Source organism: Ruegeria sp. R14_0, from assembly GCF_017743975.1.
Classification (GTDB): Bacteria; Pseudomonadota; Alphaproteobacteria; order Rhodobacterales; family Rhodobacteraceae; genus Ruegeria.
Genome location: NZ_JAGHRC010000009.1, coordinates 141,060 through 163,747, shown reverse-complemented (window position 1 = coordinate 163,747; position 22,688 = coordinate 141,060). Strand labels below are relative to the sequence as shown.

The window sequence follows — 22,688 nt, the reverse complement described above, 5'->3', positions numbered from 1 at the left end:
GTCTCTCCCGAGCGTCTCAACCGTCTTTCCAGTCCGTCAGGCCGTCTCTCCGACCCGTCAGCACCGCCTCAGCAGCGCCGGTGAAGGGGGTTCTAAGTATAACAAACATCCTCCGCAACCGAAAAATTCGCTAAACTTGAAAAAAACAGAACAAACATGTTTTTCTTCATTAAAACAATATATTAGCGAACACTAAACTTCGCCGAAGCACGCAGACCCCAAGTCCTTGGCACCGAATCCGGCGTTTTGCACATGCTTACCCACAGACTCGGCTCCGAGTCAGGCGGAATCGGCGGAGCGGAACCGAGTCAGCAGGCCGGAAACCGGAACCCGCAGTAACAGCAGGCCAATGATCAGTGACAGATAGACGAGCGGTTCAATCTGAAACCCTTTGGCGAGCATGACATAGTGTAGCCCTCCCAGAATGGCGGCAGGAAAGACCAGTCGCTGCAAACTGCGCCAGCGTGGACCCAATTTGCGTACGGACAGATTGTTTGATGTGATCGCCAATGGGATCATCAGGAGAAATGCTGCCATCCCGACTGTAACATACGGTCGCTTGACGATATCCGCCCAGATCTGGCTGGGTATCTGCACATCCAGAACCAGCCACACCAGAAGATGCAGTGCAACATAGGTGAAGGTCAGCACGCCCAGCGCACGGCGGAACTTGATCAGGTTCAACCCAATAAAATTCCGCAATGGTGAAATCGCCAGCACGACAATCAATAGCTGCAGTGCCAGCTCGCCATACCGATGCTCTAGCGCCTCGATCGGGTCAACGCCCAGACCACCAGTCAAACCCTGGTAGAACAGCCAGGGGGCCGGAAGCGCCCCCAGCAGGTAAACCAACCAGACAGGAATGCGGCGGATGATCTGGTTCAGCTTTTGCATGGCGTCAGTAGAACTTCGTCAGGTCCATACCTTCGTAAAGCCCGGCGACCTCTTCTTCGTAGCCATTGAACATCAGCGTCGGGATGCGTTTGGCGAACAAGCCGCCACCGACCTGCCGTTCCGAGGCCTGAGACCAACGCGGGTGATCCACGTTCGGGTTCACATTACTATAGAAGCCGTATTCACGCGGGGCTGACATATTCCAGCTGGTCGGCGGCTCGACATCCGTCAGTGTGATACGGACAATCGACTTGATCGATTTGAAGCCGTACTTCCATGGCACCACCAGACGCAGCGGTGCTCCATTCTGGTTCGGGATCGGTTTGCCGTAGATACCGGTCGCCATAATCGTCAGCGGGTGCATCGCCTCATCCAGACGCAGACCCTCGCGGTAGGGCCACTCCAGAATCGGGAACTGAACGCCCGGCATCTCATCGGGACGGTAGGCGGTTTGGAAGGCCACGTACTTCGCGCCCTCTTGTACCCCGGCCATGTTCAACAAGTCGGCCAATTCGAACCCGTTCCACGGAATAACCATCGACCAGGCTTCGACGCAGCGAAAGCGGTAGATGCGTTCTTCTACCGTCATCTCGGACATGATGTCCTTGAAGTCATACTCGCCTGGCTTATCGACCATGCCGTCGATGGTCACACTCCAAGGTTCTGTAACCAGTGTATGCGCGTATTTCGCGGGATCATCTTTGCGCGTGCCGAATTCGTAGAAATTGTTGTACGAGGTGATCTCTTCCCAGGTGTTAGGCTCAAGAGCTTCTTGCGCCGCCGCCGGTCTGGCCAGTCCCGCCAATCCGACACCTGCCAGGCCAGCCATCACCTGCCGCCGGTTCAGAAACGCCGCCCGCGGCGTGACATCGGCATGTGTCAGTGTATTGGTCCAGCGATGCGCCATGAATGTCTCCTTGGTAAGATTCACTTAGGTTTCAGTTAGCCCGCTGATAGCACAGCGCCAAGGCAACATGCGTCACGTTTGGGAGAAGAGACTGTAACGATTCCCAACCCCTGCGGCCGTAAGTCCGTCTTTGTGCAGACATACAGGCGCGGACGTGCGGGAAGCCACAAACCTGAGACGCCGGTGCGAACGCCTGACCCAACGTCACTTAAATTATTGATTTTGATCAAAGAAACCGCAACCCCTGCAAGGCATTCTTCGCGAGAAAGGGCGGGCTGTTGGGCCAAAGAAACTTGGCCATGCGGGTCGCGCCCCGGATCTCGGAAATTTGGATCAGAAAGGACATCACATGAAACTGAAACTTGTCGCCGGGATCTCTCTGATCCTCATTGTTGCAGCATGTGGTCAAAAACAGACCTACCCGATTTCGGGTTGCGACGCGAACGCGACTTACCCCGTCACCTGCAAAGAGCTTGGCGAGGAAAACCAGCTGACAAAGTCCACCGCGCAGGATTTGAATGCCCTGCCAAGCGGCGCGTAAACCGGCTGAACCATATCCTTGCAGAGCCCGCCCTTCGGTGGGCTCTTTGCTATTTTGGGCACCCGAACCGCGGTGCAGATGATCACGCCTTGTTGATGGGCTATGACCCGGTCAAGGTCGCTCATCCAGTCCACCAGCCTTTACAAGCGCTTACCCCCGCATGCAGTCTGTTTCACAGGACCCGACGGCTGGCCCTTGGGTCCATCGCTCACCCGATTGCCGGGCCAGACTGAAGGGAGAAGACGAATGTGTGACATCTGTGTGATGAACGCGGTCAAAGACCGGATGCTGTCGAGAAGAGGGTTCTTCAAAGCTGCTGCCGCCTCGGGCGTTGCGGTTGCTGCAACCGGGGCCAGCGCGCCGGTCGCTCTGGCCGCCGGGCACAGCAAGGTCGAGGATATGACCCACACGATCAGCCCCGATTTCCCAACCTATCTCGGCGAACCCGGTTACGCCTCGGAGGAGGTGTTCAATTTCGGCGAACACGGTTTCAACCTGCAGCGCTTGACCGTGAACGAACACACGGGAACCCATATCGACGCGCCTTTGCACTTTTCTGCAGATGGCGCATCGGTTGATGAAATCCCGGTTTCGGATCTGGTTGCTCCGCTCTGCGTGGTCGACATTGCCGCCCGCGCCGCCGAAGACGCCGATACATTGCTGACACCGGATGACCTCAGGGCATGGATGTCCACACATGGCGACATCCCGGACGGTGCCTGCGTTGCTTTGTATTCCGGCTGGGCCGCCAAAGCCGACGGCGAGGAATATCGCGGCTTTGATGGTCAGGCCCAGCATTATCCCGGTTTCCACCCTGAGGCCGCAATGATGTTGATCGAAGAGACAGGCGCACGCTCGATTGCGTCGGATACGCTGTCACTCGACCATGGCATCTCAACCGACTTCGCGACGCATTATGCATGGCTGCCAACCGGCCGGTTCGGGATCGAAAACATCGCGGGGTTGGACAGCGTACCTGCTGCAGGCGCAACTCTGGTCGTTGGGGCACCCAAGCACAAAGGTGGCACAGGCGGCCCGGCGCGTATATTTGCTATGGTATAGGAACGACCAATCCAGGTTACCGGGTGCGACGGTTGCATGCGGAACGGATTTGACTCATCTTCCGACCGAAACTCTGTTCCGGGTCTGGATTGGCAACTCTTTATGATTTCAACTGAACAAATGATGGAAGCTACGGCTCTGCCCTCTGTGGCAGAGCTTTCGTTTGATGCGTTTTCAAAAGAAGACCTTGTAAATCTGATCATGCAAAGATCCGAGATCATTTTTGATCAGCCGCGATCTGGCAGAGTCGTTCGAGCATGGGCTGCGGGTGATCCCGAGCCAGCAATGTCACTGGTACGTGAGCACGGCGATCAACTGGCAAAACGTGCTGCTGCAATCATTTTTCTGGAATATCAGGAAATCCAAGGCGCCATAGAACATGCACAACCAAAATCCGTCGCCGACATCGGGTGCGGGTACGCAATATTCGATCTTTTTTTGTGGAGAGACCACAATTGCCATTTGACGCTCATTGATCTGGAAGAAACTGAGGAACGCCATTTCGGGTATGGTGAAACCGGCGCGGCCTATTCCAGTTTGTCGGTCGCACGCTCTTTTCTGACACAGAACGGTGTCGACAATGACGATATCACGTGCCTCAACCCAGGAACGGACGATCTGTCTGCGGTTGGGTCCATTGACTTGGCAATGAGCTTTATTTCTTGCGGATTCCATTACCCTGCGCAGACCTACGAAGATTTTTTTCGGAATTCGGTCTCCGAAAATGGGACGATCATACTCGATCTGAGGACTCGGAGAGCGCAGGAGGGAACGAAATTCTTGGGAACTATTGGACAGGTTTCCACGTTGGTCGATGCTGCAAGAGGCGGTGCAAAGCGTGTTTTGGTCAGGAAAGACCGCCAAATGCCGAAACCCTGATCTGTTGCTTGCAACTGTCCGATCAATTGGCGCAAGGCGTCAGGACTCGTTCAGCTGTTTTATACAGTCAGAAAAAGACCCACCGCACTGGTGGGCCTTTTTGGGCACGGCTCTGGTTTAGTGCACGACGGCATCATCCGGGCGAGGCCGTTCTGACGTCCCCAGCCGGTCGCCGATAATCAGACCATCTGAGCCAGCGGTCACAGGGACGGTCTCACCGTCCTTGATCTCACCGGCAAGCAGCGCCTCGGCCAGCGGGTTCTGCAAGGCACGCTGGATCACGCGCTTGAGCGGACGCGCGCCAAAGACCGGGTCATAGCCTTCGTTGGCCAGCCATTCCTTGGCCCCATCATCCAAAGCCAGCTCGATCTTGCGGGCGGCCAGACGTTTTTGCAGACGCGCCATCTGGATATCGACGATGCCATCCATATCGGCCCGCTTGAGCCGGTCAAAGATGATGGTCTCGTCCAGACGGTTCAAGAACTCGGGCCGGAAATGCGCCCGGACCGCATCCATCACATCCCGCCGCGCCTGTGCGCTGTCCGCACCTTCGGGCAGTTGGCTGAGTGCCTGAGACCCAAGGTTCGACGTCAAGATGATCAGCGTCTGCTTGAAGTCCACAGTGCGGCCCTGACCGTCGGTCAGCACGCCGTCATCCAGAACCTGCAACAGGACGTTGAACACATCCGGGTGTGCCTTTTCGACCTCATCGAACAGCACGACCTGATAGGGTCGGCGCCGCACGGCTTCAGTCAGTACACCGCCTTCGTCATAGCCGACATAGCCAGGAGGGGCACCGATCAGACGGGCGACCGCGTGTTTCTCCATGAACTCGGACATGTCGATGCGCACCATCGCGTTGTCGTCGTCGAACAGGAAGTTCGCCACGGCCTTGGTCAGTTCGGTCTTACCCACGCCGGTCGGCCCAAGGAACAGGAACGAGCCCAGCGGGCGGTTCTCATCGTTCAAGCCCGCCCGAGCACGGCGTACGGCATTGGCCACGGCTGTCACTGCCGCATCCTGACCGATCACGCGGGAATGCAGATCGTCTTCCATCCGCAGCAGCTTCTCGCGCTCACCTTCCAGCATTTTAGAGGTCGGGATACCGGTCCAGCGTTCGACCACGGATGCGATCTGTTCCGGACGCACCGTTTCCTCGGCCATCATGGCGTTGCTTTCGGCGTTTTCAGCCTCGGTCAGTTTTTTCTCAAGCTCGGGGATGACGCCGTAAGACAACTCACCCGCCTTGGCGAGGTTGCCTTCACGCTTGGCGATCTCCAGATCGGCCCGCGCTTTGTCGAGCTGTTCTTTCAGATCGCGTGCTCCTGCCAGCTTGTCGCGTTCGGCCTGCCATTGGGCGGTCATCTGAGCGGATTTCTCCTGCAGGTCGGCCAGATCCTTTTGCAAGGTTTCCAGACGATCCTTAGACGCCGCGTCGTCCTCAAGCTTCAACGCCTCTTCCTCGATCTGCATCTGCAGAATCTGGCGATCCAGTTGGTCGAGTTCCTCAGGCTTGGAGTCCACCTCCATCCGCAAGCGCGATGCCGCCTCATCGACCAGGTCGATGGCTTTGTCGGGCAGGAAGCGGTCGGTTATATAGCGATGCGACAGCGTCGCCGCCGACACCAGCGCCGAGTCCGAGATGCGCACGCCGTGGTGCAGCTCGTACTTTTCCTTGATGCCGCGCAGGATGCTGATCGTATCCTCGACGGTCGGTTCAGCCACAACAACAGGCTGGAACCGGCGGGCAAGGGCTGCGTCTTTTTCGACGTATTTGCGATACTCATCCAAAGTGGTCGCGCCGATACAATGCAGCTCACCCCGTGCAAGCGCAGGCTTGATCAGGTTGGCGGCATCCATCGCGCCGTCGGATTTACCCGCGCCGACCAGCGTGTGCATCTCGTCGATGAACAGGATGATTTCACCAGCGGCCTCGGTGACCTCGGTCAGAACGGCCTTGAGGCGTTCTTCGAATTCACCGCGGTATTTCGCACCGGCAATCAGCGCGCCCATGTCGAGCGCCAGCAGCTTCTTGTCCTTCAGCGATTCCGGCACGTCGCCGTTCACAATGCGCAGGGCCATGCCCTCGGCAATCGCGGTTTTACCGACGCCGGGTTCACCGATCAGAACCGGGTTGTTCTTGGTGCGGCGCGACAGAACCTGCATCGAGCGGCGGATTTCCTCGTCCCGTCCGATGATCGGGTCGATCTTGCCCTCGGCCGCGGCCTCGGTCAGGTCGCGCGCATACTTCTTGAGCGCGTCATACCCCTCTTCCGCCGACGCACTGTCAGCTGTGCGGCCTTTACGAATGTCGTTGATCGCTTCGTTCAGTTTCTGAGCAGATACAGCTCCAGCCTCCAAAGCGTCCTTGGCTTTGGATTTCACCATGCACAGCGCCATCAGCACGCGTTCAACCGGTACAAAGCTGTCGCCTGCCTTTGTGGCAATCTTGGCGGCTTCGTCCAGAACCTTGGCGGTCTGACCGTCCATATAGATCTGGCTCGCGTCACCACTGACTTTCGGGATTTTGCCCAATGCGGCGTCCAGCGCCTCAACCACCCGGTTCGGCGCGCCGCCCGCGCGTGTGATCAGGTTGCTGGCCAGCCCCTGATCGTCATCCATCAATGCTTTTAGAATATGTTCGGGCAACAGTCGCTGGTGCCCTTCGCGCAGCGCAATCGTCTGCGCCGCCTGCACGAATCCCCGTGCCCGCTCGGTGAACTTGTTTAAGTCCATGTTATTCTCCTTTTCTTAAGCGCCCTGAATGTGATGCGCCCGCTTGGCGGCACGCTCCGGTCTGGGCCTCACATTCAATTTGGGAAATAACTTCGCCCGTTCAAGGGGCTGGCCCTTTGTTTTCGGCCTATCGTCGAGGCACTGTAAAGACAGTGTATCCACCCGTCTGGGCGACCTCGCGCGCGGCATACATCGCCACCAAGGATTGTGCCGCGTCACTGCCGGTCGGACAGGAGACGAGGTCCGCCGCATCATCCAGAAAATTGACCGTAAACGCGGTTTCTCCTGTCAGCTGACAGTCGTCGTCAGTGGACCGATATCCGCGAACAAGCCGAAGGTCATCATTCGTCGGCGAAGCCACCGTCACATCTGCGGCCTCACTTTCAAGCGGCATATCCTGACATGCGGCCAGAATCAGAATGCCCAAACCGACCCAGTGTTTCATTGTCCTGCCTTTCGCAAATGCTTTGATGAATGTTAGGCAGCATATCACAGCCTGTCCCCGGATGTTTGATCTTGATCACCCGCCCGTCCCGCATGGACATGTGGCCCTTAACCCGCTAGGACGCGGACGTTTGCCAAAAAGCGGAGCGCGCACCATGTCCGATGATCGCCTGATCGTAGCCCTCGATGTCCCCAACGCCCTGCAGGGGCTGGCCATGGCCGAGCGGTTGGGCGACAGCGTTTCCTTTTACAAGATCGGGTTGGGCATGCTGACAGGGGGCGGTCTGGCGCTGGCCAATGAGCTAAAGCAGGATCACGGCAAGCGCATCTTTCTGGACATGAAGCTGTTCGACATTGGCAACACGGTCGAAAACGCGGTGCGCGGTCTGGCCCAGTTTGATCTGGATTTCCTGACCGTGCATGGTGACCCACATGTGGTGCGCGCTGCAAAAGAGGGTTCCTCGGGCAAAGACCTCAAGATTTTGGCGGTAACCATCCTGACCTCGCTGAACCGCGACGATCTGGATGCGAGCCTGTTGAAAGAAGGTGATGTGCAGGATCTGGTGGTCGAACGTGCGGCCCGCGCGCTTGAGGCCGGCGCAGATGGTGTGATCGCAAGCCCACAAGAAGCCGCCCTGATCCGCGCCCTGCACCAGGCCGAGGGCCGCCTGATCGTTACCCCCGGCGTCCGCCCGGCAGGGGCAGAATTGGGCGATCAGAAACGGGTCGCTACCCCTGCCAATGCGGTTGCTGATGGCGTGGACCATATCGTTGTGGGCCGACCAATCTATCAGGCCGAAGACCCGAAGATCGCTGCCGAAGCGATCCTGTCCGAGCTGGCGTCACCCCAGGCAAAAACGCCGAACAGGGGTTAAATACCCGGCTGCCAGCTGCGTGGATTTATAGGACTTGAAATCGGGAGGGCGTGCCGGCGCGGGTAGAATTTGGGGTTGTATGTGACCCAAGCAGTTGACCTTACGTCACTTTTTGTCAAATCCGCGCCAAATCGCCCCTGTGCCCGAAAACACACATGAAACATGCGAGTTTCCGTTGTGTGACCTCGATCCTATCTAATTCAAGGATTTTAGGCGAATCTGGGGATGTGATACTCCCCGCGGACCATCTCTTCCTGAGGTCCGTCACCTCCCCCCGCCAATCGCGGGGGGTCTTCTTCAGAAAGAGCTAAACGTCAAAAGCTGGTCTGGCCTCGGTCAGGTATTGACGAAGGCGGATCGCAAAGTTGGGCACAGCCAGAGGGTTGTTCAGACACGTATCGGGGGACATCAAACGCCAGCCCTGCCCCTCGTCGCCAAAACGTATCAGGCGGGTATCGCTGGGCGGTCTGTGGGCCACGAAAAACCAGTTTTGCTCATATTGACGCGACCAAACGAAATCAGCTTCGCCCAGACGTAATCCGACCTCTTCAAAGGTTTCCCGGGTGACACATTGCAAAGGCGTCTCGGCCCCTTCGCGGCCACCGCCGGGAAAATCGAAATGGTTCGGAAACGGAATATCCTTCTTGTCGTCCCTTTGGATTACCAGCAAATCCGCCCCAAGAAACAGCGCGACCTTTGCCCCCGTGAACTGCATGAACCGCTTTCTCTTTGTGTCTCGACAAGATAGTTTTAGCCAACACCTCAAAGCGCATAAACTGAGAAAAACGTCTGATGCCCGCTTTATGCCGCGACTGCTATTCTACATTTGAACATGAGGCGCGATGCCCCTCTTGTGGCAGCCCGCGGATCAAGACGCATGATGAACTGTTCGACCTGTCCATCGCCCACATGGATTGCGACGCGTTTTACGCCTCGGTCGAAAAGCGGGACAATCCCGAATTGGCAGACAAACCGGTGATCATCGGGGGCGGGAAAAGAGGCGTGGTCTCGACTGCGTGCTACGTGGCGCGCATTCGCGGGGTGCGCTCGGCCATGCCAATGTTCAAGGCGCTGCAACTGTGTCCGGACGCCGTTGTCATCAAACCGCGCATGTCGGTCTATGCCGAAGTCTCACGCGAGATCCGCAAGATGATGGACGAATTGACACCGGTGATCGAACCGCTGTCACTGGACGAAGCCTTTATGGACTTGTCCGGCACCCAACGCCTACACGGCGCAGCGCCTGCGGTCATGTTGGCACGGCTGGTGAAACGGATGAAGGACGAGCTGGGCGTGACCGGTTCCATCGGCCTGTCGCACAACAAGTTTCTGGCCAAGGTCGCGTCGGACCTGGACAAGCCACGCGGGTTTTCGGTGATCGGAAAGGCGGAAACGGCAGCGTTTCTGAATGACAAGCCGGTGCGCCTGATCTGGGGGATCGGACCTGCCGCGCAGGAGTCGTTGGATCGCGCGGGCATTCGTACCTTTTCGGATCTGCTGCGCTGGGATCAGGAGGCACTGACCGCACGTTTTGGCTCGATGGGATATCGGCTGTGGCACCTGGCGCGGGGACAGGACAAGCGGCGTGTTTCATCGCACGAGCCGATGAAATCAATCAGCAACGAAACCACGTTTTTCGAAGACACGGCCAGTCTGGATATTTTGGACGGCCACCTGTGGCGCATGTCCGAAAAGGTCGCGGATCGCGCCAAGGCCAAAGGGCTGGCAGGTCGGGTTGTGACGCTGAAACTGAAGCAGGCTAATCACAAGATCATCACGAGACGCGTTTCGCTGCGGGATGCCACACAGATCGCAGATCGCATCTATCGCACCGCGCGCGGGCTGTTTGATCAGGTCGGCGACAAGGGGCCCTATCGGTTGTTGGGTTGCGGAATTTCCGACCTGTGCCCCGAGGATCAGGCGGACATCTCGGGCGACCTGCTGGACCCCGGCGCGGCCCGACGGTCACAGGCCGAGCGCGCCACAGACGAAATCAGACGCCGGTTTGGAACGGATGCCATTGTAAAAGGGCGCGCGCTGCGCTGATCCTACTCGGCCGCCAGACGCAAGGGGTCACTGCCAATGCGCGAGATGTCCCGGATGACTGTCCGCAATACGTCCTGAAACGCCGCAAAGTTGTCGTTCGGTGAGATTCTGACCTCATCCATATAGAGCGAGCGGTCGATCTCAATCTGGATGGCGTGCTGGTTTCGACCGGGCCGTCCATAGGTCTGCGTTACGTAAGCGCCTGCAAATGGCGTGTTGCGCGCGACCACCAGGCCCGCCGAGGCAAAGGCATCCTCAATCCGATCCACGATCACAGCCGAAGCGGATGCCCCGAATCTGTCGCCCAAAACAATCTGTGGTCGCTGCGACTTGGCCGTGCTGACCATGGAAACCGCCTCGTGCGGCATCGAGTGGCAATCAATCAGAATCGCCTGACCAAAGGTGTCGTGGGATTCGGACAGCAGGGATTTCAACCGCGCATGATATGGCCGCCAGCAGGTATCAATACGCAGGCGGGCTTCATCCATGGTGAGTTTCCCGCGATAGATCGCTCGCCCATTGGCAACGACCCTGGGGATCACCCCCAGCCCGGACGCTACACGCGGGTTATGTCCATGACGGCGTGCACCCTGAATCAACGCGGGGTCCAGTTCTTCGGCGCTGCGGTTCAGGTCCAGATAAGCCCGTGGCTTGGTCGCGGCGATCAGTGGTGCGCCGAAATCAACTGCCGATCCAAACAACTGATCAACAAAAGCGTCTTCTGATGAACGAATCACCTTTTGGTTCAAAACCGTGCGGTTCAGCATCGCCTCGGGGTAGTTCCGGCCACTATGCGGAGAGGAAAACACCACGCAAGACGTGCGCTTGGCGGGCATATCCAATACGTAAGCAGCGTTCTTCATGGCGACTCCTTGTTCGCATTGAACATAGACCGGAAAATAGTTCTACCAAACCCCTTGAACCCCTCTGCGACTCCTTTTATAGACCCCGCTACCGGCGCGGGGTTCCGCGCCCCATTTCGTTATGGGGCAGGACAACGCAAAGGTTACGTGGGCGGTTAGCTCAGCGGTAGAGCACTTCGTTGACATCGAAGGGGTCACAAGTTCGATCCTTGTACCGCCCACCATCGTTTCACTGTTCCGGAATTCCGGGGCACCCGCTAACCCAGGCGCTGGCCACGTCTTTGATGAAGGCGCCGCAGATTGGAGACAGACCCATGAAGGTCAAGAACTCGCTCCGCTCGCTCAAAAACCGGCACCGCGACTGCCGGATTGTGCGTCGCAAAGGCCGCGTCTACGTGATCAACAAGACGCAGCGCAAGTTCAAAGCTCGCCAGGGCTAAGAACTGCACAAACCGAATAGAAAAAACCGCGCTTTTCAGCGCGGTTTTTTTGTTGGCCGAAGGTGACCCTCGACCAAGGCCCTGAAGTATCTAGTGTGCGAACATATGATCTGGCTCATTTTCCGGGTCCGCCACGGGATCAAGGACAAGCAGAAGGCGGGTTTCACCCGTGCCTTCGATCGGTGGAGAACGGTGCAAAAGCCCCGATTTCGGATTTTCCGGCCATAGCGTACCCCGCAACACGACAGGGGACCCAGTGGGCACGGTGAACACACGGTTAGGATCGGAACCATCGGTCGAGATGCCGTACTGAGTCCCTGTCCCGCGGTATGTGCACACAAGGCGCGACGTTACCGCATCGATGTGGAACCTGCGGCAGGCATTTGTTACCACAACGTCCAATCGCAGCCGCAACCATTTCGACTGCATCAAATCTGCGAACACCGTGGCCAGCGCCGCCACGTCATCCACCAACCGATCACGCTCCGGCCCGGATGGAGTACCGGAAGCCTCGCACAGCTCAACAACTGCGTTGCGCACCGCCTCTGGCCGCAGGATCACGCGCGCCTTGGGCAACTGTTGGGGATCCAAGCTGTCTATCCAGGACTGAAAACTGGGCAAGGGGTCGCGGCGCCAGATTGCAGCGGCGCAACCGGGGTTGTGGATCGACGACAACCCTTCGGGAGTTTCCGCGACGCCGACGCCAATGGCCGCGTCTTTGACGATCTCACGGACCAGGGTCATGCTGCGGCCTCCGTCCGACGCCAGACCGGGAAGGGATCAGGCAAATCGGGCAGATCATCAGGGCGGCTTGCGACAACGGCGGGCAATAGCGCCGCATCAAGCCGGGCTTTGAGTGTCGGCCAATCAATGCCGCTGCCGATAAACACAATCTCTTGCCGCCGGTCGCCCCAGGGCTCTTGCCAATGGGCTTGAATATAGGCCTTTGCGCTTTCGTGGTCCGGCCGACGCTCTTCCGGCACTGTCGCCCACCATGTGCCCAATGGTTTGACCGAGGACAGCGCCCCGGCAAGCGAGAACTCGGCCACCCAATCAGGGCGGGTTGCGATCCAGAAATGCCCTTTTGCGCGAATGACGCCAGGCAGGTCACCGTTCAGAATCGTCAGGATTTTTTCGGGCACAAATGGTTGCCGCGCCCGATAGACATAGCTGGTGACGCCGTATTCTTCGGTTTCCGGGACGTGATCGGCAAACCCGTAAAGCTCTTTGGCCCACATCGGATGTTCATGCGCCTTCTCAAAGTCGAAGAGGCCGGTATCAAGGATTTCTTCAGCCGCAACGTCCGAATGGTTCGTTTCGATAATCCGCGCATCGGCGTTCAGGCTGCGAATGATTTTCCGCGCGGCGTCCACACGTTCAGGCCCGGCGTCCGCGACTTTGTTTAGGATCACTACATCGGCGAACTCGATCTGATCGGTCAGCAGATGCACCAGCGTACGCTCATCCTCTTCGCCAAGTGTCTCCCCACGGTCTGCCAGAAAGTCGTGGCTTGAGAAATCCTCCAACAGGTTCACCGCATCGACCACGGTCACCATCGTGTCCAGGCGCGAGACATCCGCGAGGCTTTCGCCCAGTTCGTCGCGGAAATCAAAGGTGGCGGCAACGGGCAGCGGCTCCGAGATTCCGGTCGATTCAATCAACAAGTAGTCGAACCGCCCCTCGCCAGCCAGTCGCCGAACTTCGTCCAACAAGTCATCGCGCAACGTGCAGCAAATGCAACCGTTGGACATCTCGACCAGGGTTTCGTCGGTCCGCGAGAGTTCTGTATCGGCGCGCACCAAATCGGCGTCGATGTTGACCTCGGACATATCATTGACGATCACGGCAACCCGGCGTCCGTCACGATTATTGAGCACACGATTCAGCAGGGTGGTCTTGCCCGCCCCAAGGAAACCGGACAGGACAGTGACAGGAAGGCGGGTATCAGTCATTGAGCATTACCTATGTGATGTTGGGACGCTGGGTCTCAGTTATCGTTATGTTATTACATGGCGTCAAGCCGCTAATCCCGTGCCCAGCGCCCGACTATGACTTTGCAAGTGGTCCGAATTTTGGATCGAGGTCCCGCATGGGTCTGCCAACTTGCGTGGGTCGGTCAAAATCCCCAGCGTTTTCAGCCTTTCATGTTGCCCAAAACGACAGCGACGTTTTGACCAACTAATTTTGTCGGAATTTCTTGCTTCTCCCTGAGAATCGTTTAATTGACAATTTCAGTCGGATTATGAACCGCCACATCTTTCATTACTGGGAACCACGATGCTGAAATCCTCGACCTGCGTTGCCGCTGCTCTGACAGCTCTGATCGCCACTTCTGCCGCCGCCGAGGGGGAATTGAACCTCTATTCCTCGCGCCACTACGACACCGACGAAAACCTCTATACCGATTTCGAAAAGGCCACCGGCATCACCATCAACCGCATCGAAGGCAAAGCCGACGAACTGATCGCGCGGATGGAAGCCGAGGGCGCGAACTCGCCCGCCGACATTCTGCTGACCGTCGACACCTCGCGCCTGGAACGCGCCAAGGATGCAGGCATCCTGCAATCCGTTGACAGCGCCGTTCTGGAAGAGCGTATCCCTGCCAACCTGCAAGACAGCGACGATCAGTGGTTCGGCTTCTCGCAGCGCGGCCGCATCATCTTCTTCGACAAGGAAAACGTCGCCAACCCGCCCGCCACTTACGCCGATCTGGCCAAGCCGGAATACAAGGGTCAGATCTGCATCCGCTCGTCCAGCAACACCTATAACCAGACCCTGTTGGCATCGATCATCACCCATGAAGGTCCCGAGGCCGCAAAGGCTTGGGCACAGGGCATCGTGGACAACATGGCCCGCGAACCGCAAGGCGGTGACACCGACCAGCTGCGTGGCGTCGTCTCGGGGGAGTGCGACATTGCCGTGTCGAACACCTACTACTTTGCCCGCGCGATCCGCAAAGACGTCAAAGGCGTTTCGGCTGATATCGAGTCGATCGGATGGGTCTTCCCGAACCAGGACAGCTATGGTGCGCACATGAACCTGTCAGGCGCAGGTGTCGCGGCCAACGCTCCGAATAAGGAAAACGCCGTACTGTTCCTAGAGTATCTGGCAAGCGACAGCGCACAACAGTATTTTTCGGCCGGTAACGACGAATTCCCAGCCGTTGCAGGTGTGGAACTGGCCGAGTCGGTCAAAACTTTGGGCGAGTTCAAGGCAGATGAAATCAGCCTGTCCGATGTCGCCAAGAACCTGCCCGAGGCCCAAAAGATCTTTAACGAAGTCGGCTGGAAGTAATTCCCGAAAACCCAGAGCAGTATTAAGGGCGCAGCGTTACTGCGCCCTTTTCTTGTCCGGCCTAGAACCGGATACCGAACCCGACGGAAAAGCCTGAAAACGAATCCGCCACGATACCGTTCAGCATGATACGCCCCGCCTGAACCGCAGGAATCCCAATCCTTGTCGTATCAACCTCGATCCCGATGCCGGCTGTGGCCAGCCAATCCGTATCAAGAACCATCGCGCTGTCACCGTGGTAAAGCACGACCCCACCATCCAGAACCAGCTTGGACGGACGCCCCAGCAGCTTCACGTTATCAAGCGGATAGCGATAGCGCGAAAACAGCGTGGTTTGGTTGGAATTGGCCCGCGCGTCATCCGCCTGCGGTTCGTTGATCGGGTAGAATTCCAGAAACGACTGACGCAACCGAAACTCGGCTTCCCAACGGCCAAACTGCGCCTCGCGAAAAATGCTGAGGGATCCGCCAGCGCCAAAGGCATAGAGGTTCCCATCAACAACGCTGGAGTCCCCCGCGCGACCGGGAAACAGCGGAAAGTTGGAAAACACCGCATCGGTGGTGACATGCCCAAGCGACAAATGGACCGCCGGGCGGATGTACCAGTCATTGCCGATCAGTTGCTCCCACCCGACACCAACGGTGGCCGCAAGGCTGGACCAGGTCACATCCACTTCTGAGTCCGACGCAATCTCGGGGAAAATCAAAACCGGGTTATAGTTCTGATACGCAATCAGGCCTTCCAGGTAGAGACCATTGTCCAGTGGTTTGAACCCGCCGCGCAGCTGAGTATAACGCAGGTTTGATGCGTTACCCGACGCGCTGAGAAAGGACAGCGACGACAAGGTTTCGTTTGGTGTGGCCGCAACGCTAAGGACGGCCAAGGCCGCGCGGGCGGCGGCTTCTGACGCGTCGGGATCAAGGTCCTGTGCTTCGGAAAGCGAAGCGAAGCCGCAAACCAACATCGATGTGTACGCAACAAGTCTTTTCACTTCGTCAATTCGCCTGTCGAAGATGCCCGGCCTCAACGCGTACAGTTTTAATGCACGCATTCGCTTTTTAAAAAAATGCTAGCTTAGTCTTGGTTTCCAAAAAACTAAAACCACAGCGCTGGGGCCACGAATCCCAAAGCGGGGTATTTTTGGAACACTCTGTTCGCTGCGGATTTTCTGCAATTATACCGGAATGTGATTTGGCATGCGCCGCCAAAGACGGTTCAATCGAAGCAGGAGGTCCGCCATGAAATCTCAGGAACGGTTCGAGAAGTTCTATTTTGCCAAGGTCGGCATGGGCGAAGCCTGCGGCTGCGCCGAGCGGGTCATTGACGTGTTCGAGTTCAACCGGAAAGGCGGCGTGCCTGAGAAGCACGCTGTAAAGGCGCAAAAGCCAAGGCGGCGGTCGTTTCGGTCGTGGGCCATGAAATACGGTTTGCTCAGCCGCAAAATGCGGCCCTGAAGCAAAGGTCGTTAAGTCCCCGTCAGGTGCTCTCGGAACAGTTTCAGAGGCATCATTGTTCTGTACTCACGCGGGAAGTACAAAAAGATTCCAGACGTCGTACCCAGATGCTTTTCCAATAGCGGGGTCAATGTGCCTGCGGCGATCTCATCTGTCAGATAGTCCCGGAAGGTATACGCCAACCCCAAGCCCTTTTTGGCCAGATCGACTGAAGACGGTAGGGTATTGGTGATCAGATTGCCTTGCACATCGACGGAATAAGCACCGTCTTTGCCTTGAAACTCCCACGGCGCGATGCGGCCTGCAGACTGAAATCTGTAGCGAATGCAATTGTGATCCAGCAGATCGCGCGGCTGGCTTGGTGATCCATGGATCTCCAGATAGCCCGGGCTGGCGACCACAGCAAGTTTCAACGGCGGCGTGACCCGCACCGCGACCATATCCTGCGCGATGCGGCCCCCCAGCCGGAAGCCGGCATGCAATTCCTCGCCCAAAATATCGGACAGCGCATCCGTCAACGACAGCTCCAGCTCGATCTCGGGATAGGCGGCACAAAAGCTCTCCAACCTTGGGGCTACGAACAGGTGATAGGCGAATTCGGGCATCGCCAGTTTCAATGTCCCGCGTGCGGCGTGCCCGGTGCTGCGTGCACTTTCGACTGCCTCGGACAGTTGCTCAAAGGCAGGACCAGCACCCCGGATCAGCGCGCGCCCGGCCTCGGTCAGGCTGATTGATCGGGTGGTGCGGATGAACAGAGCTGTGCCCAGTTGATCTTCCAACGCTTTAAGCTGATGGCTGACCGTCGACGGCTTGATGTCCAGCGCATCAGCGGCGGCGCGCAGCGAGCCGTGTCGCGCAATCGCGGTAAAGATCTCAAGCGTGGCGAGGGGCAGGCGCATGGCAACTCCGGCTGAAACGATTGATCGATACTATACATGAAAGAAGTGCAAAACAGGGAGATTATCTTGAATCTGTACAGCGCTTAAATTGCCCTCATCACAGCTCAGACTGATCAAGAGGATGAACGCGCCATGACCCAACCGACCCGTATCACTCTGCAAAACACGCCCGCACTCAACGGCGTTGTCGAACGGGAAGTCACGTTCGACAGTAACGGCAATGCACTGAAGGGCACATTGTACACACCCGAGGGCGCATCTGGCGCGCTTCCTGCAGTTATCGTGACCGGAGCCTGGACCACGGTGAAAGAACAGATGCCCGGCACCTATGCCCGTGAACTGGCAGCCCGCGGCTTTGCAGCGCTGGCTTTTGATTTCACCGGCTGGGGCGAAAGCGAAGGAACCCCCCGCTATGTCGAAGATCCGACCGTCAAGACCGCCGACATTCACGCAGCCGCCGCATTTCTGACCTCGCTGGACGAGGTCGACAGCAATCGTGTCTCGGGTTTGGGCGTGTGCGCCTCGTCCGGTTACATGGCCGGTGCTGTGGCAGATGACGCGAACTTGCAAAAAGTCGCGCTGGTGGCCCCATGGCTGCATGATGCCGCGATGGCCGAAGGCATCTATGGCGGGCCCGAGATGGCCGCCAGCCTGATCGCCGCCTCCGAGGCTGGCGATGCTGCGGACACCGTTCTGCTGGGGGCCAGCACCACGGACGAAAACGCGGTCATGTACCAAGCCCCTTACTACACCGAGGAAGATCGTGGTCTGATCCCGGCCTATGACAACAAGTTCTCGGTCGCGTCATGGAAACCCTGGCTGACCTATGATGCACAAACCAGCGCAGATCGGTTGACCAAGCCGATGCTGATGGTTGGATCACCCTCAATCGCCCTGCCCGCAGGTGCCGCCGCATATGAGGCCCGCACCAAAGCGCCTTTGGAAAAACTTTGGTTGGGCGATGACGTCACCCAGTTCGATTTCTACGACCGCAAGGACGCCGTGACCACAGCCTCGGACGCTGTGGCCGACTTCCTGAACGCCTGAAAGGACACAAGATGAACACTCTGACCAAAGCCGCGGCCCTTACCGCCGCACTCGTTACCGGAGATATCGCGATGGCCGCATCCCCCGAAGACAACATCAAAGTCGTACAGGATTTCTTTGCTGCTTATGGCGCAAACGATCTGGACGGCATCGCCGCCGTGATGGACGAAAACGTCAAATGGCACATTCCAGGCCGTCATCCCCTGTCCGGCACAAAGAATGGCCTTGACGAAGTGCTCGCATTCTTCGCTCAGCTGGGGGCCGCCAATTTCAAGGCTGATCCTATCTATTTCGGCGCGGATGAGACGCATGTGGTCGATATCCACCGCGGCTGGTCCAACGCCGAAGGCAAGCCGAACGTCGATACAACCTGGGCGCTGGTCTACCGGATCGAGGACGGCAAGATCGTCGAGGCCACGAACCTTTCCGCCGATCAGGACGCGGCCAACACGTTCTTTTGGTCGCAATACGATCTGGCCCCGGTGCCCGAGCGTCTGGCCAAGTAACCCACCCAATTCACCCTGACCTGACGGAGACTGACCGATGAAATCCCTTCTGACTGCTGTACTTGCGCTTGCGGGCACTTCCACCGCTGCACTGGCTGAAATCTCTGACGAACAACGGGTTCTGAACGCGATCAACAATGTTGGGTACTATGCGGATCAAGGCGATTGGGACATGGTGGCCGCGCAGTTCCACCCCGACGGTGCGGTGCTGGACTACACCTCCTACGCCAATGCCTCGGCTGGCACATCAGCCGACCTTCCAACCCTACTGCCCGCCGAAATCGTCGCGGCCTGGCAGACTGTTCTACCCGGGTATGACCGCACTCATCACCTGATGGGAACGGAGAGCGTCAGCATCACTGGTGACACTGCGACCACGACCGCGAACATCTACGCCACGCATATCTTGGAGAATGAAGGCGAGAATACCTGGGTCTTTATCGGCGACTACCGGCATGAGCTGGCCAAAACCGATGATGGCTGGAAGATCACCTTTATGCGCGCAAATCTGCGGGCGCAGTTGGGCAACGAAAACCTGCCCGCGCTTGCAGCCGAGCGCGTGAAGGCCGCCAGCCAGTAAGCCGGAGGTTCAATCCCTATGAGCAACGAAACCCAAATCCGCGCCTTTATCGCGGACTGGTTTGCCCGGTTCGACCGCCTGGATCCGATCGAGGCGTTCCTGCCAGACCTCCACCCGGATGTGGACTGGGACATGCCCGATACTGACCCTGCTCTGTCCGGGCATAACCGGGTGCGCGCATGGTACGCTGGTGTGTTGGACACCCTTCAGCGCCCGACCGAGCATCACGTCAGCAACATTCAGGTCACACCCGACACGGCACAGTTCGAAGTTCTATTCCGCGCCAGAATGACCACTGGCGAAACCATCGAAGCCCATGTGCGGGAAAACTGGCGGTTTGACACTCGGCCTGATGGTCGCCCGCTGATCACCTCATACTCCGCGAAACTCCTGCAAGAGACAGATTCATGAAAACCCTTGTTCTTACAGCGCACCCCAACCTGAACGCGTCGCGCATCAATAAGGCGTGGTTCGACGCGCTCTCTGACGCAACGGATGTCACCACCCGCGACCTGACCGCAATCGGCGGCCCCGAGTTGCGCTTTGATGTCGAGGCCGAACAAGCGCTGTTGCTGGCCCATGACCGCATCGTGTTCCAGTTCCCGTTCTATTGGTACTCTGCCCCGCCGGTGATGAAAGCCTGGATGGATCAAGTGCTGAACTATGGCTTTGCTTATGGCCCCGGCGGAGACCGACTGAAAGGGCGTGAGTTCCTGATCCTCGTGTCGACCGGTGGCCCGGAACACAGCTATCACGCAGGTGGCTACAACAACTACTCGATGGCCGAGTTTCTGAAGCCATTCCAGCAAACCGCCAATCTGGCGGGCATGACCTATCTGCGCCCTTTCGTGTCCCACGGAATGGCGCTGGCCACTGAGGACCAGATCGAAGCCTCGGTACCAGACATGCTGGCCCATCTAACGGACCCCGACCTGGACCCCAAGGTCAAGCAAGCGCGGCTGCTGAAACAGCTTGAGGAAGACCCGACCAAGGCAGCGGCCGTCAGCTGACACCAGGCGTACCCGCGTTCAGCGCGGGTTCTTTCGGAGCGAATGATATGTAGAATGAAGCTCCGTCCACCAAATGCGAGAACGCCCCGTGTCCGAGATTGATGACCTGAACCGATGGCTGATTTCCGAAGGGCGTTTGCTGGGCGACGAAATCGCGATCGTCAAAGGATATTGCGAGGGTCTGGTGCAGCTGGGCGTTCCGCTGGCACGGGCGCGGATTGCGCAGAACTACTCGAACCCGCTGCTCAGCGCCTGGGGGATCATCTGGACCCCGGACGAAACACGCCGCTACACCGTGGCGACGACGGTCCTGTCGACAAGCGCCTGGCATGGCAGCCCGTTTGAATACATCGTCACCAATCGCCGCCCACTGCGCAAACGATTGTTGGGGTTGGACTTTGCGGTAGAGCATTCGGTTTACGCCGAACTGGCCGAGGCCGGAGCAACTGATTTTCTGGCGATCCCGCTAGAGCACGGCAACGGCTCGGTTCAGGGCACCAGCTATACGTCCAACGCCGAAGCGGGGTTTTCGGATAGGGACATCGGCTATCTGGAAGACTCACGCTTTGCACTGGCGGCGGCGCTGGAACCCATCGCGATGCGTCATTCGCAGAAAAGCCTGTTGCAAACCTATTTGGGTCATGGTCCCGCAGAAGAAATCGGCCAGGGCCATATCAAACGCGGCGAACATAAATCCGTATCCGCCGCCATCCTGTTTGCCGATCTTCGTGGCTTTACTGCCAAATCCGAGGCTTGGCCCGAGACTCAGTTGCTGGACATGATGGGCGACTATTTCGAAATGGTCGTGACCCCCATTCAACAGGCCGGCGGCGACGTCCTGAAATTCATGGGCGATGGAATTCTGGCAATTTTCGAAAACGAAGGCAGTGCTAAAACGAGCTGTCGGGCCGCTGTAGCCGCTGCCCAGCAATCCCTCGCCAACCTTGAAGACTACAATCAGGCGAGCGCCAAAACCGGGCGTGAACCGATTGAATTTGTGATTGGCATAGATTTTGGTCAGGTCACTTTTGGCAATATCGGCAGTCCCGACCGGTTGGATTTTACGGTGGTCGGCCAGGCCGTGAATGTCGCAAGCCGCGTGCAAGGCCTGTGTAAAGATCTGGGTGAGACCACGCTGATCACCGCGAATGTTGCCAGTCATTTGGACGCGGCGGTCCAGTCCCTTGGCCATCATTCCGTACGCGGTCTGCCACAGGGGATCGAGGTGTTCAGACCGACCGGGGCACCCGCCTAAAACATCATGCAGTCTGCACCCGGTGGCAGCGGAGGTGCCCCTTCCGGCAAAGTTGGCGTGTAGTCAAAGGTCACGATCTTTGCGCCCCCGTCGAAGGCCACGAAGAGCTGGTTTGATCCGGGCCGAATGGCAATTCCTTCAGGGTCTGTGCCGAACTCGAGCAGGCTTTGCTGGGCAAGCAACTGGCCATCCGCTGTAAACTCATACAAGCTGTTGGTCCCTTCCCAATCATCGACGATCAGCATGTGACCTGTGCGCGGATCAATCGCGATACCCTGCGCTTCGCTCAGGGGTGGCGACAGCTGCATCGTATCCAGACGAGTCGTCAGGTTGCCCTCGGCATCGAACCAGGACAGCCGTTCGGGGTCATCCTCGACGGTAACGATCTGCCCCGTGGAATTGATGGCGATGCCTTCTGTATCCGCGAACCCGCCTTCCAGCGTGAACGGGACACCCAACGGAGTACCATCCTTTGAGACCCGCTGCAGGCTGCCCAACCCGTCACCCACCAACAGGTGATCCCCTTCGATGGCGATCGCCTTGATCCGGTACAGGTCGCTGGAGATCCGGCGCAGCTCGTCCCCCTGCAACGTGACAAGCACGGCCTCTGGCCCTTCATTCGCGATCCACAGTCCGCAGAACGTTGGATCGTAGTCCAGGCTAGCTGGCCGGTTTAACTCATAACGACCAGTTTCGCGCAGCTCCAGGGCGGCGGCCGGGCTGCATAGCGCACAAATCGCGGCCAGGCTGGCTTTTGCAAACATTTCCGATACCCCCATGGTCACAGTAAATGGGCCATGTTCACTTTCGGTCAACTCAAAGCCTGAACGATAGCTGACCCATGATGCAGGCAATTTCATCGAAAACCCAAAAGAACCTTCGTGGATTTTATTCGCGATAACGGGGAACCGATGTTAGCGTATGCATAATTTCATTCATCTACTTGCAATTGATTG

General features: G+C 57.9%; 26 protein-coding genes and 1 tRNA gene. 16 read left to right on the top strand and 11 right to left on the bottom strand.

The genetic code is table 11. From position 1 onward, the window contains the following. Positions 1-196: hypothetical protein (locus J7416_RS20075; protein WP_209227309.1), on the top strand; the 196-nt coding region annotated here is incomplete at its 5' end. 83 nt (positions 197-279) lie between these two features. Here the strand turns inward: J7416_RS20075 and msrQ are convergent. Next, entirely contained in the window at positions 280-894 is a 615-nt protein-coding gene (msrQ, locus tag J7416_RS20070; protein WP_209227307.1) for a protein-methionine-sulfoxide reductase heme-binding subunit MsrQ, read from the bottom strand. A 4-nt stretch (positions 895-898) separates the two neighbouring features. Continuing rightward, entirely contained in the window at positions 899-1,801 is a 903-nt protein-coding gene (msrP, locus tag J7416_RS20065; protein ID WP_209227321.1) for a protein-methionine-sulfoxide reductase catalytic subunit MsrP, read from the bottom strand. A gap of 349 nt (positions 1,802-2,150) precedes the next feature. Between msrP and J7416_RS20060 the strand changes: the two genes are divergently transcribed. The 3 genes from J7416_RS20060 (at position 2,151) to J7416_RS20050 (ending at position 4,283) form a co-directional block, all read left to right on the top strand. Continuing rightward, positions 2,151-2,342, top strand: a complete 192-nt coding sequence (locus J7416_RS20060; protein ID WP_209227305.1) for a hypothetical protein — start codon at positions 2,151-2,153, stop codon at positions 2,340-2,342. A 246-nt stretch (positions 2,343-2,588) separates the two neighbouring features. Next, entirely contained in the window at positions 2,589-3,404 is an 816-nt protein-coding gene (locus J7416_RS20055; RefSeq protein WP_209227303.1) for a cyclase family protein, read from the top strand. Between the two features lie 36 nt (positions 3,405-3,440). Continuing rightward, positions 3,441-4,283, top strand: a complete 843-nt coding sequence (locus J7416_RS20050) for a class I SAM-dependent methyltransferase (RefSeq protein ID WP_209227301.1) — start codon at positions 3,441-3,443, stop codon at positions 4,281-4,283. A gap of 117 nt (positions 4,284-4,400) precedes the next feature. Here J7416_RS20050 and clpB read toward each other — a convergent pair whose 3' ends face one another. Both clpB and J7416_RS20040 read right to left on the bottom strand, forming a co-directional pair. Next, positions 4,401-7,019: an ATP-dependent chaperone ClpB gene (gene clpB, locus J7416_RS20045; RefSeq protein ID WP_209227299.1), complete on the bottom strand. Its 2,619-nt coding sequence runs from the start codon at positions 7,017-7,019 to the stop codon at positions 4,401-4,403. A 127-nt stretch (positions 7,020-7,146) separates the two neighbouring features. After that, on the bottom strand, positions 7,147-7,464 hold the full coding sequence (locus J7416_RS20040; RefSeq protein WP_209227297.1) for a hypothetical protein: 318 nt from the start codon (positions 7,462-7,464) through the stop codon (positions 7,147-7,149). Between the two features lie 154 nt (positions 7,465-7,618). Here J7416_RS20040 and pyrF point away from each other — a divergent pair, with 154 nt between their 5' ends. Then, positions 7,619-8,338 carry an orotidine-5'-phosphate decarboxylase gene (pyrF, locus tag J7416_RS20035; RefSeq protein ID WP_209227295.1) on the top strand — a complete coding sequence of 240 codons (720 nt, stop codon included), beginning with the start codon at positions 7,619-7,621 and terminating at the stop codon, positions 8,336-8,338. Positions 8,339-8,645: 307 nt separating this feature from the next. On the opposite strand, the gene J7416_RS20030 is transcribed toward pyrF, so the two are convergent. Next, positions 8,646-9,053, bottom strand: a complete 408-nt coding sequence (locus J7416_RS20030; protein WP_209227293.1) for an NUDIX hydrolase — start codon at positions 9,051-9,053, stop codon at positions 8,646-8,648. A 77-nt stretch (positions 9,054-9,130) separates the two neighbouring features. On the opposite strand from J7416_RS20030, the gene J7416_RS20025 reads away from it, so the two are divergent. Then, positions 9,131-10,384 carry a DNA polymerase IV gene (locus tag J7416_RS20025; protein ID WP_209227291.1) on the top strand — a complete coding sequence of 418 codons (1,254 nt, stop codon included), beginning with the start codon at positions 9,131-9,133 and terminating at the stop codon, positions 10,382-10,384. A gap of 2 nt (positions 10,385-10,386) precedes the next feature. On the opposite strand, the gene J7416_RS20020 is transcribed toward J7416_RS20025, so the two are convergent. Further along, positions 10,387-11,247 carry an N-formylglutamate amidohydrolase gene (locus tag J7416_RS20020; protein ID WP_209227289.1) on the bottom strand — a complete coding sequence of 287 codons (861 nt, stop codon included), beginning with the start codon at positions 11,245-11,247 and terminating at the stop codon, positions 10,387-10,389. A gap of 149 nt (positions 11,248-11,396) precedes the next feature. Between J7416_RS20020 and J7416_RS20015 the strand changes: the two genes are divergently transcribed. Continuing rightward, positions 11,397-11,471 (top strand) — tRNA-Val (locus J7416_RS20015). Between the two features lie 90 nt (positions 11,472-11,561). Beyond that, positions 11,562-11,687, top strand: coding sequence for a type B 50S ribosomal protein L36 (ykgO, locus tag J7416_RS20010; RefSeq protein WP_008755722.1), 126 nt, complete (start codon positions 11,562-11,564; stop codon positions 11,685-11,687). Positions 11,688-11,777: 90 nt separating this feature from the next. Here ykgO and J7416_RS20005 read toward each other — a convergent pair whose 3' ends face one another. Next, entirely contained in the window at positions 11,778-12,431 is a 654-nt protein-coding gene (locus J7416_RS20005) for a DUF1826 domain-containing protein (RefSeq protein WP_209227281.1), read from the bottom strand. After that, a complete protein-coding gene (locus J7416_RS20000) occupies positions 12,428-13,639 on the bottom strand; it encodes a GTP-binding protein (protein WP_209227279.1) in 1,212 nt (403 codons plus the stop codon). The genes J7416_RS20005 and J7416_RS20000 overlap by 4 nt, the downstream gene beginning before the upstream one ends. A gap of 325 nt (positions 13,640-13,964) precedes the next feature. On the opposite strand from J7416_RS20000, the gene J7416_RS19995 reads away from it, so the two are divergent. Continuing rightward, a complete protein-coding gene (locus J7416_RS19995) occupies positions 13,965-14,981 on the top strand; it encodes a Fe(3+) ABC transporter substrate-binding protein (protein ID WP_209227277.1) in 1,017 nt (338 codons plus the stop codon). Positions 14,982-15,042: 61 nt separating this feature from the next. On the opposite strand, the gene J7416_RS19990 is transcribed toward J7416_RS19995, so the two are convergent. Beyond that, entirely contained in the window at positions 15,043-15,972 is a 930-nt protein-coding gene (locus J7416_RS19990) for a hypothetical protein (RefSeq protein ID WP_209227269.1), read from the bottom strand. Positions 15,973-16,219: 247 nt separating this feature from the next. On the opposite strand from J7416_RS19990, the gene J7416_RS19985 reads away from it, so the two are divergent. Beyond that, a complete protein-coding gene (locus J7416_RS19985) occupies positions 16,220-16,435 on the top strand; it encodes a hypothetical protein (protein WP_209227267.1) in 216 nt (71 codons plus the stop codon). A gap of 11 nt (positions 16,436-16,446) precedes the next feature. Here the strand turns inward: J7416_RS19985 and J7416_RS19980 are convergent, their stop codons facing one another. Next, positions 16,447-17,334 (bottom strand): LysR family transcriptional regulator, encoded by an 888-nt coding sequence (locus J7416_RS19980; RefSeq protein ID WP_209227265.1) that lies wholly within the window; start codon positions 17,332-17,334, stop codon positions 16,447-16,449. Positions 17,335-17,466: 132 nt separating this feature from the next. On the opposite strand from J7416_RS19980, the gene J7416_RS19975 reads away from it, so the two are divergent. From J7416_RS19975 to J7416_RS22860, 6 genes are all read left to right on the top strand, one after another. Beyond that, positions 17,467-18,381, top strand: coding sequence for a CocE/NonD family hydrolase (locus tag J7416_RS19975; RefSeq protein ID WP_209227263.1), 915 nt, complete (start codon positions 17,467-17,469; stop codon positions 18,379-18,381). An 11-nt stretch (positions 18,382-18,392) separates the two neighbouring features. Next, positions 18,393-18,887 (top strand): nuclear transport factor 2 family protein, encoded by a 495-nt coding sequence (locus tag J7416_RS19970; RefSeq protein ID WP_209227261.1) that lies wholly within the window; start codon positions 18,393-18,395, stop codon positions 18,885-18,887. Between the two features lie 37 nt (positions 18,888-18,924). After that, complete coding sequence (locus J7416_RS19965; protein WP_209227259.1) at positions 18,925-19,467, top strand: nuclear transport factor 2 family protein; 543 nt, start codon at positions 18,925-18,927, stop codon at positions 19,465-19,467. 18 nt (positions 19,468-19,485) lie between these two features. Next, on the top strand, positions 19,486-19,878 hold the full coding sequence (locus tag J7416_RS19960; protein ID WP_209227257.1) for a nuclear transport factor 2 family protein: 393 nt from the start codon (positions 19,486-19,488) through the stop codon (positions 19,876-19,878). After that, the gene (locus J7416_RS19955; RefSeq protein WP_209227255.1) at positions 19,875-20,477 is read left to right on the top strand and encodes an NAD(P)H-dependent oxidoreductase; all 603 of its coding nucleotides are present in this window, start codon (positions 19,875-19,877) and stop codon (positions 20,475-20,477) included. Before J7416_RS19960 ends, J7416_RS19955 begins: the two co-directional genes overlap by 4 nt. 88 nt (positions 20,478-20,565) lie before the next feature. Further along, positions 20,566-21,732, top strand: a complete 1,167-nt coding sequence (locus tag J7416_RS22860; protein ID WP_209227253.1) for an adenylate/guanylate cyclase domain-containing protein — start codon at positions 20,566-20,568, stop codon at positions 21,730-21,732. On the opposite strand, the gene J7416_RS19945 is transcribed toward J7416_RS22860, so the two are convergent. Continuing rightward, a complete protein-coding gene (locus tag J7416_RS19945; RefSeq protein WP_247744389.1) occupies positions 21,729-22,592 on the bottom strand; it encodes a hypothetical protein in 864 nt (287 codons plus the stop codon). The genes J7416_RS22860 and J7416_RS19945 overlap by 4 nt on opposite strands. Positions 22,593-22,688 lie beyond the last annotated feature (96 nt).

What these genes read in the sequence shown, in the direction of transcription:
- clpB (WP_209227299.1), bottom strand. Translation starts at nt 7,019, where the DNA reads ATGGACTTAAACAAGTTCACCGAGCGGGCACGGGGATTCGTGCAGGCG.
- J7416_RS19955 (WP_209227255.1), top strand. Translation starts at nt 19,875, where the DNA reads ATGAAAACCCTTGTTCTTACAGCGCACCCCAACCTGAACGCGTCGCGC.
- J7416_RS19960 (WP_209227257.1), top strand. Translation starts at nt 19,486, where the DNA reads ATGAGCAACGAAACCCAAATCCGCGCCTTTATCGCGGACTGGTTTGCC.
- J7416_RS20000 (WP_209227279.1), bottom strand. Translation starts at nt 13,639, where the DNA reads ATGACTGATACCCGCCTTCCTGTCACTGTCCTGTCCGGTTTCCTTGGG.
- J7416_RS19970 (WP_209227261.1), top strand. Translation starts at nt 18,393, where the DNA reads ATGAACACTCTGACCAAAGCCGCGGCCCTTACCGCCGCACTCGTTACC.
- J7416_RS19980 (WP_209227265.1), bottom strand. Translation starts at nt 17,334, where the DNA reads ATGCGCCTGCCCCTCGCCACGCTTGAGATCTTTACCGCGATTGCGCGA.
- J7416_RS19945 (WP_247744389.1), bottom strand. Translation starts at nt 22,592, where the DNA reads ATGAAATTGCCTGCATCATGGGTCAGCTATCGTTCAGGCTTTGAGTTG.
- J7416_RS20005 (WP_209227281.1), bottom strand. Translation starts at nt 12,431, where the DNA reads ATGACCCTGGTCCGTGAGATCGTCAAAGACGCGGCCATTGGCGTCGGC.
- J7416_RS20055 (WP_209227303.1), top strand. Translation starts at nt 2,589, where the DNA reads ATGTGTGACATCTGTGTGATGAACGCGGTCAAAGACCGGATGCTGTCG.
- J7416_RS19985 (WP_209227267.1), top strand. Translation starts at nt 16,220, where the DNA reads ATGAAATCTCAGGAACGGTTCGAGAAGTTCTATTTTGCCAAGGTCGGC.
- pyrF (WP_209227295.1), top strand. Translation starts at nt 7,619, where the DNA reads ATGTCCGATGATCGCCTGATCGTAGCCCTCGATGTCCCCAACGCCCTG.
- J7416_RS19995 (WP_209227277.1), top strand. Translation starts at nt 13,965, where the DNA reads ATGCTGAAATCCTCGACCTGCGTTGCCGCTGCTCTGACAGCTCTGATC.
- J7416_RS20020 (WP_209227289.1), bottom strand. Translation starts at nt 11,247, where the DNA reads ATGAAGAACGCTGCTTACGTATTGGATATGCCCGCCAAGCGCACGTCT.
- J7416_RS19965 (WP_209227259.1), top strand. Translation starts at nt 18,925, where the DNA reads ATGAAATCCCTTCTGACTGCTGTACTTGCGCTTGCGGGCACTTCCACC.
- J7416_RS19975 (WP_209227263.1), top strand. Translation starts at nt 17,467, where the DNA reads ATGACCCAACCGACCCGTATCACTCTGCAAAACACGCCCGCACTCAAC.
- J7416_RS20025 (WP_209227291.1), top strand. Translation starts at nt 9,131, where the DNA reads ATGCCCGCTTTATGCCGCGACTGCTATTCTACATTTGAACATGAGGCG.
- ykgO (WP_008755722.1), top strand. Translation starts at nt 11,562, where the DNA reads ATGAAGGTCAAGAACTCGCTCCGCTCGCTCAAAAACCGGCACCGCGAC.
- J7416_RS20050 (WP_209227301.1), top strand. Translation starts at nt 3,441, where the DNA reads ATGCGGAACGGATTTGACTCATCTTCCGACCGAAACTCTGTTCCGGGT.
- J7416_RS20030 (WP_209227293.1), bottom strand. Translation starts at nt 9,053, where the DNA reads ATGCAGTTCACGGGGGCAAAGGTCGCGCTGTTTCTTGGGGCGGATTTG.
- msrQ (WP_209227307.1), bottom strand. Translation starts at nt 894, where the DNA reads ATGCAAAAGCTGAACCAGATCATCCGCCGCATTCCTGTCTGGTTGGTT.
- J7416_RS20040 (WP_209227297.1), bottom strand. Translation starts at nt 7,464, where the DNA reads ATGAAACACTGGGTCGGTTTGGGCATTCTGATTCTGGCCGCATGTCAG.
- J7416_RS20060 (WP_209227305.1), top strand. Translation starts at nt 2,151, where the DNA reads ATGAAACTGAAACTTGTCGCCGGGATCTCTCTGATCCTCATTGTTGCA.
- msrP (WP_209227321.1), bottom strand. Translation starts at nt 1,801, where the DNA reads ATGGCGCATCGCTGGACCAATACACTGACACATGCCGATGTCACGCCG.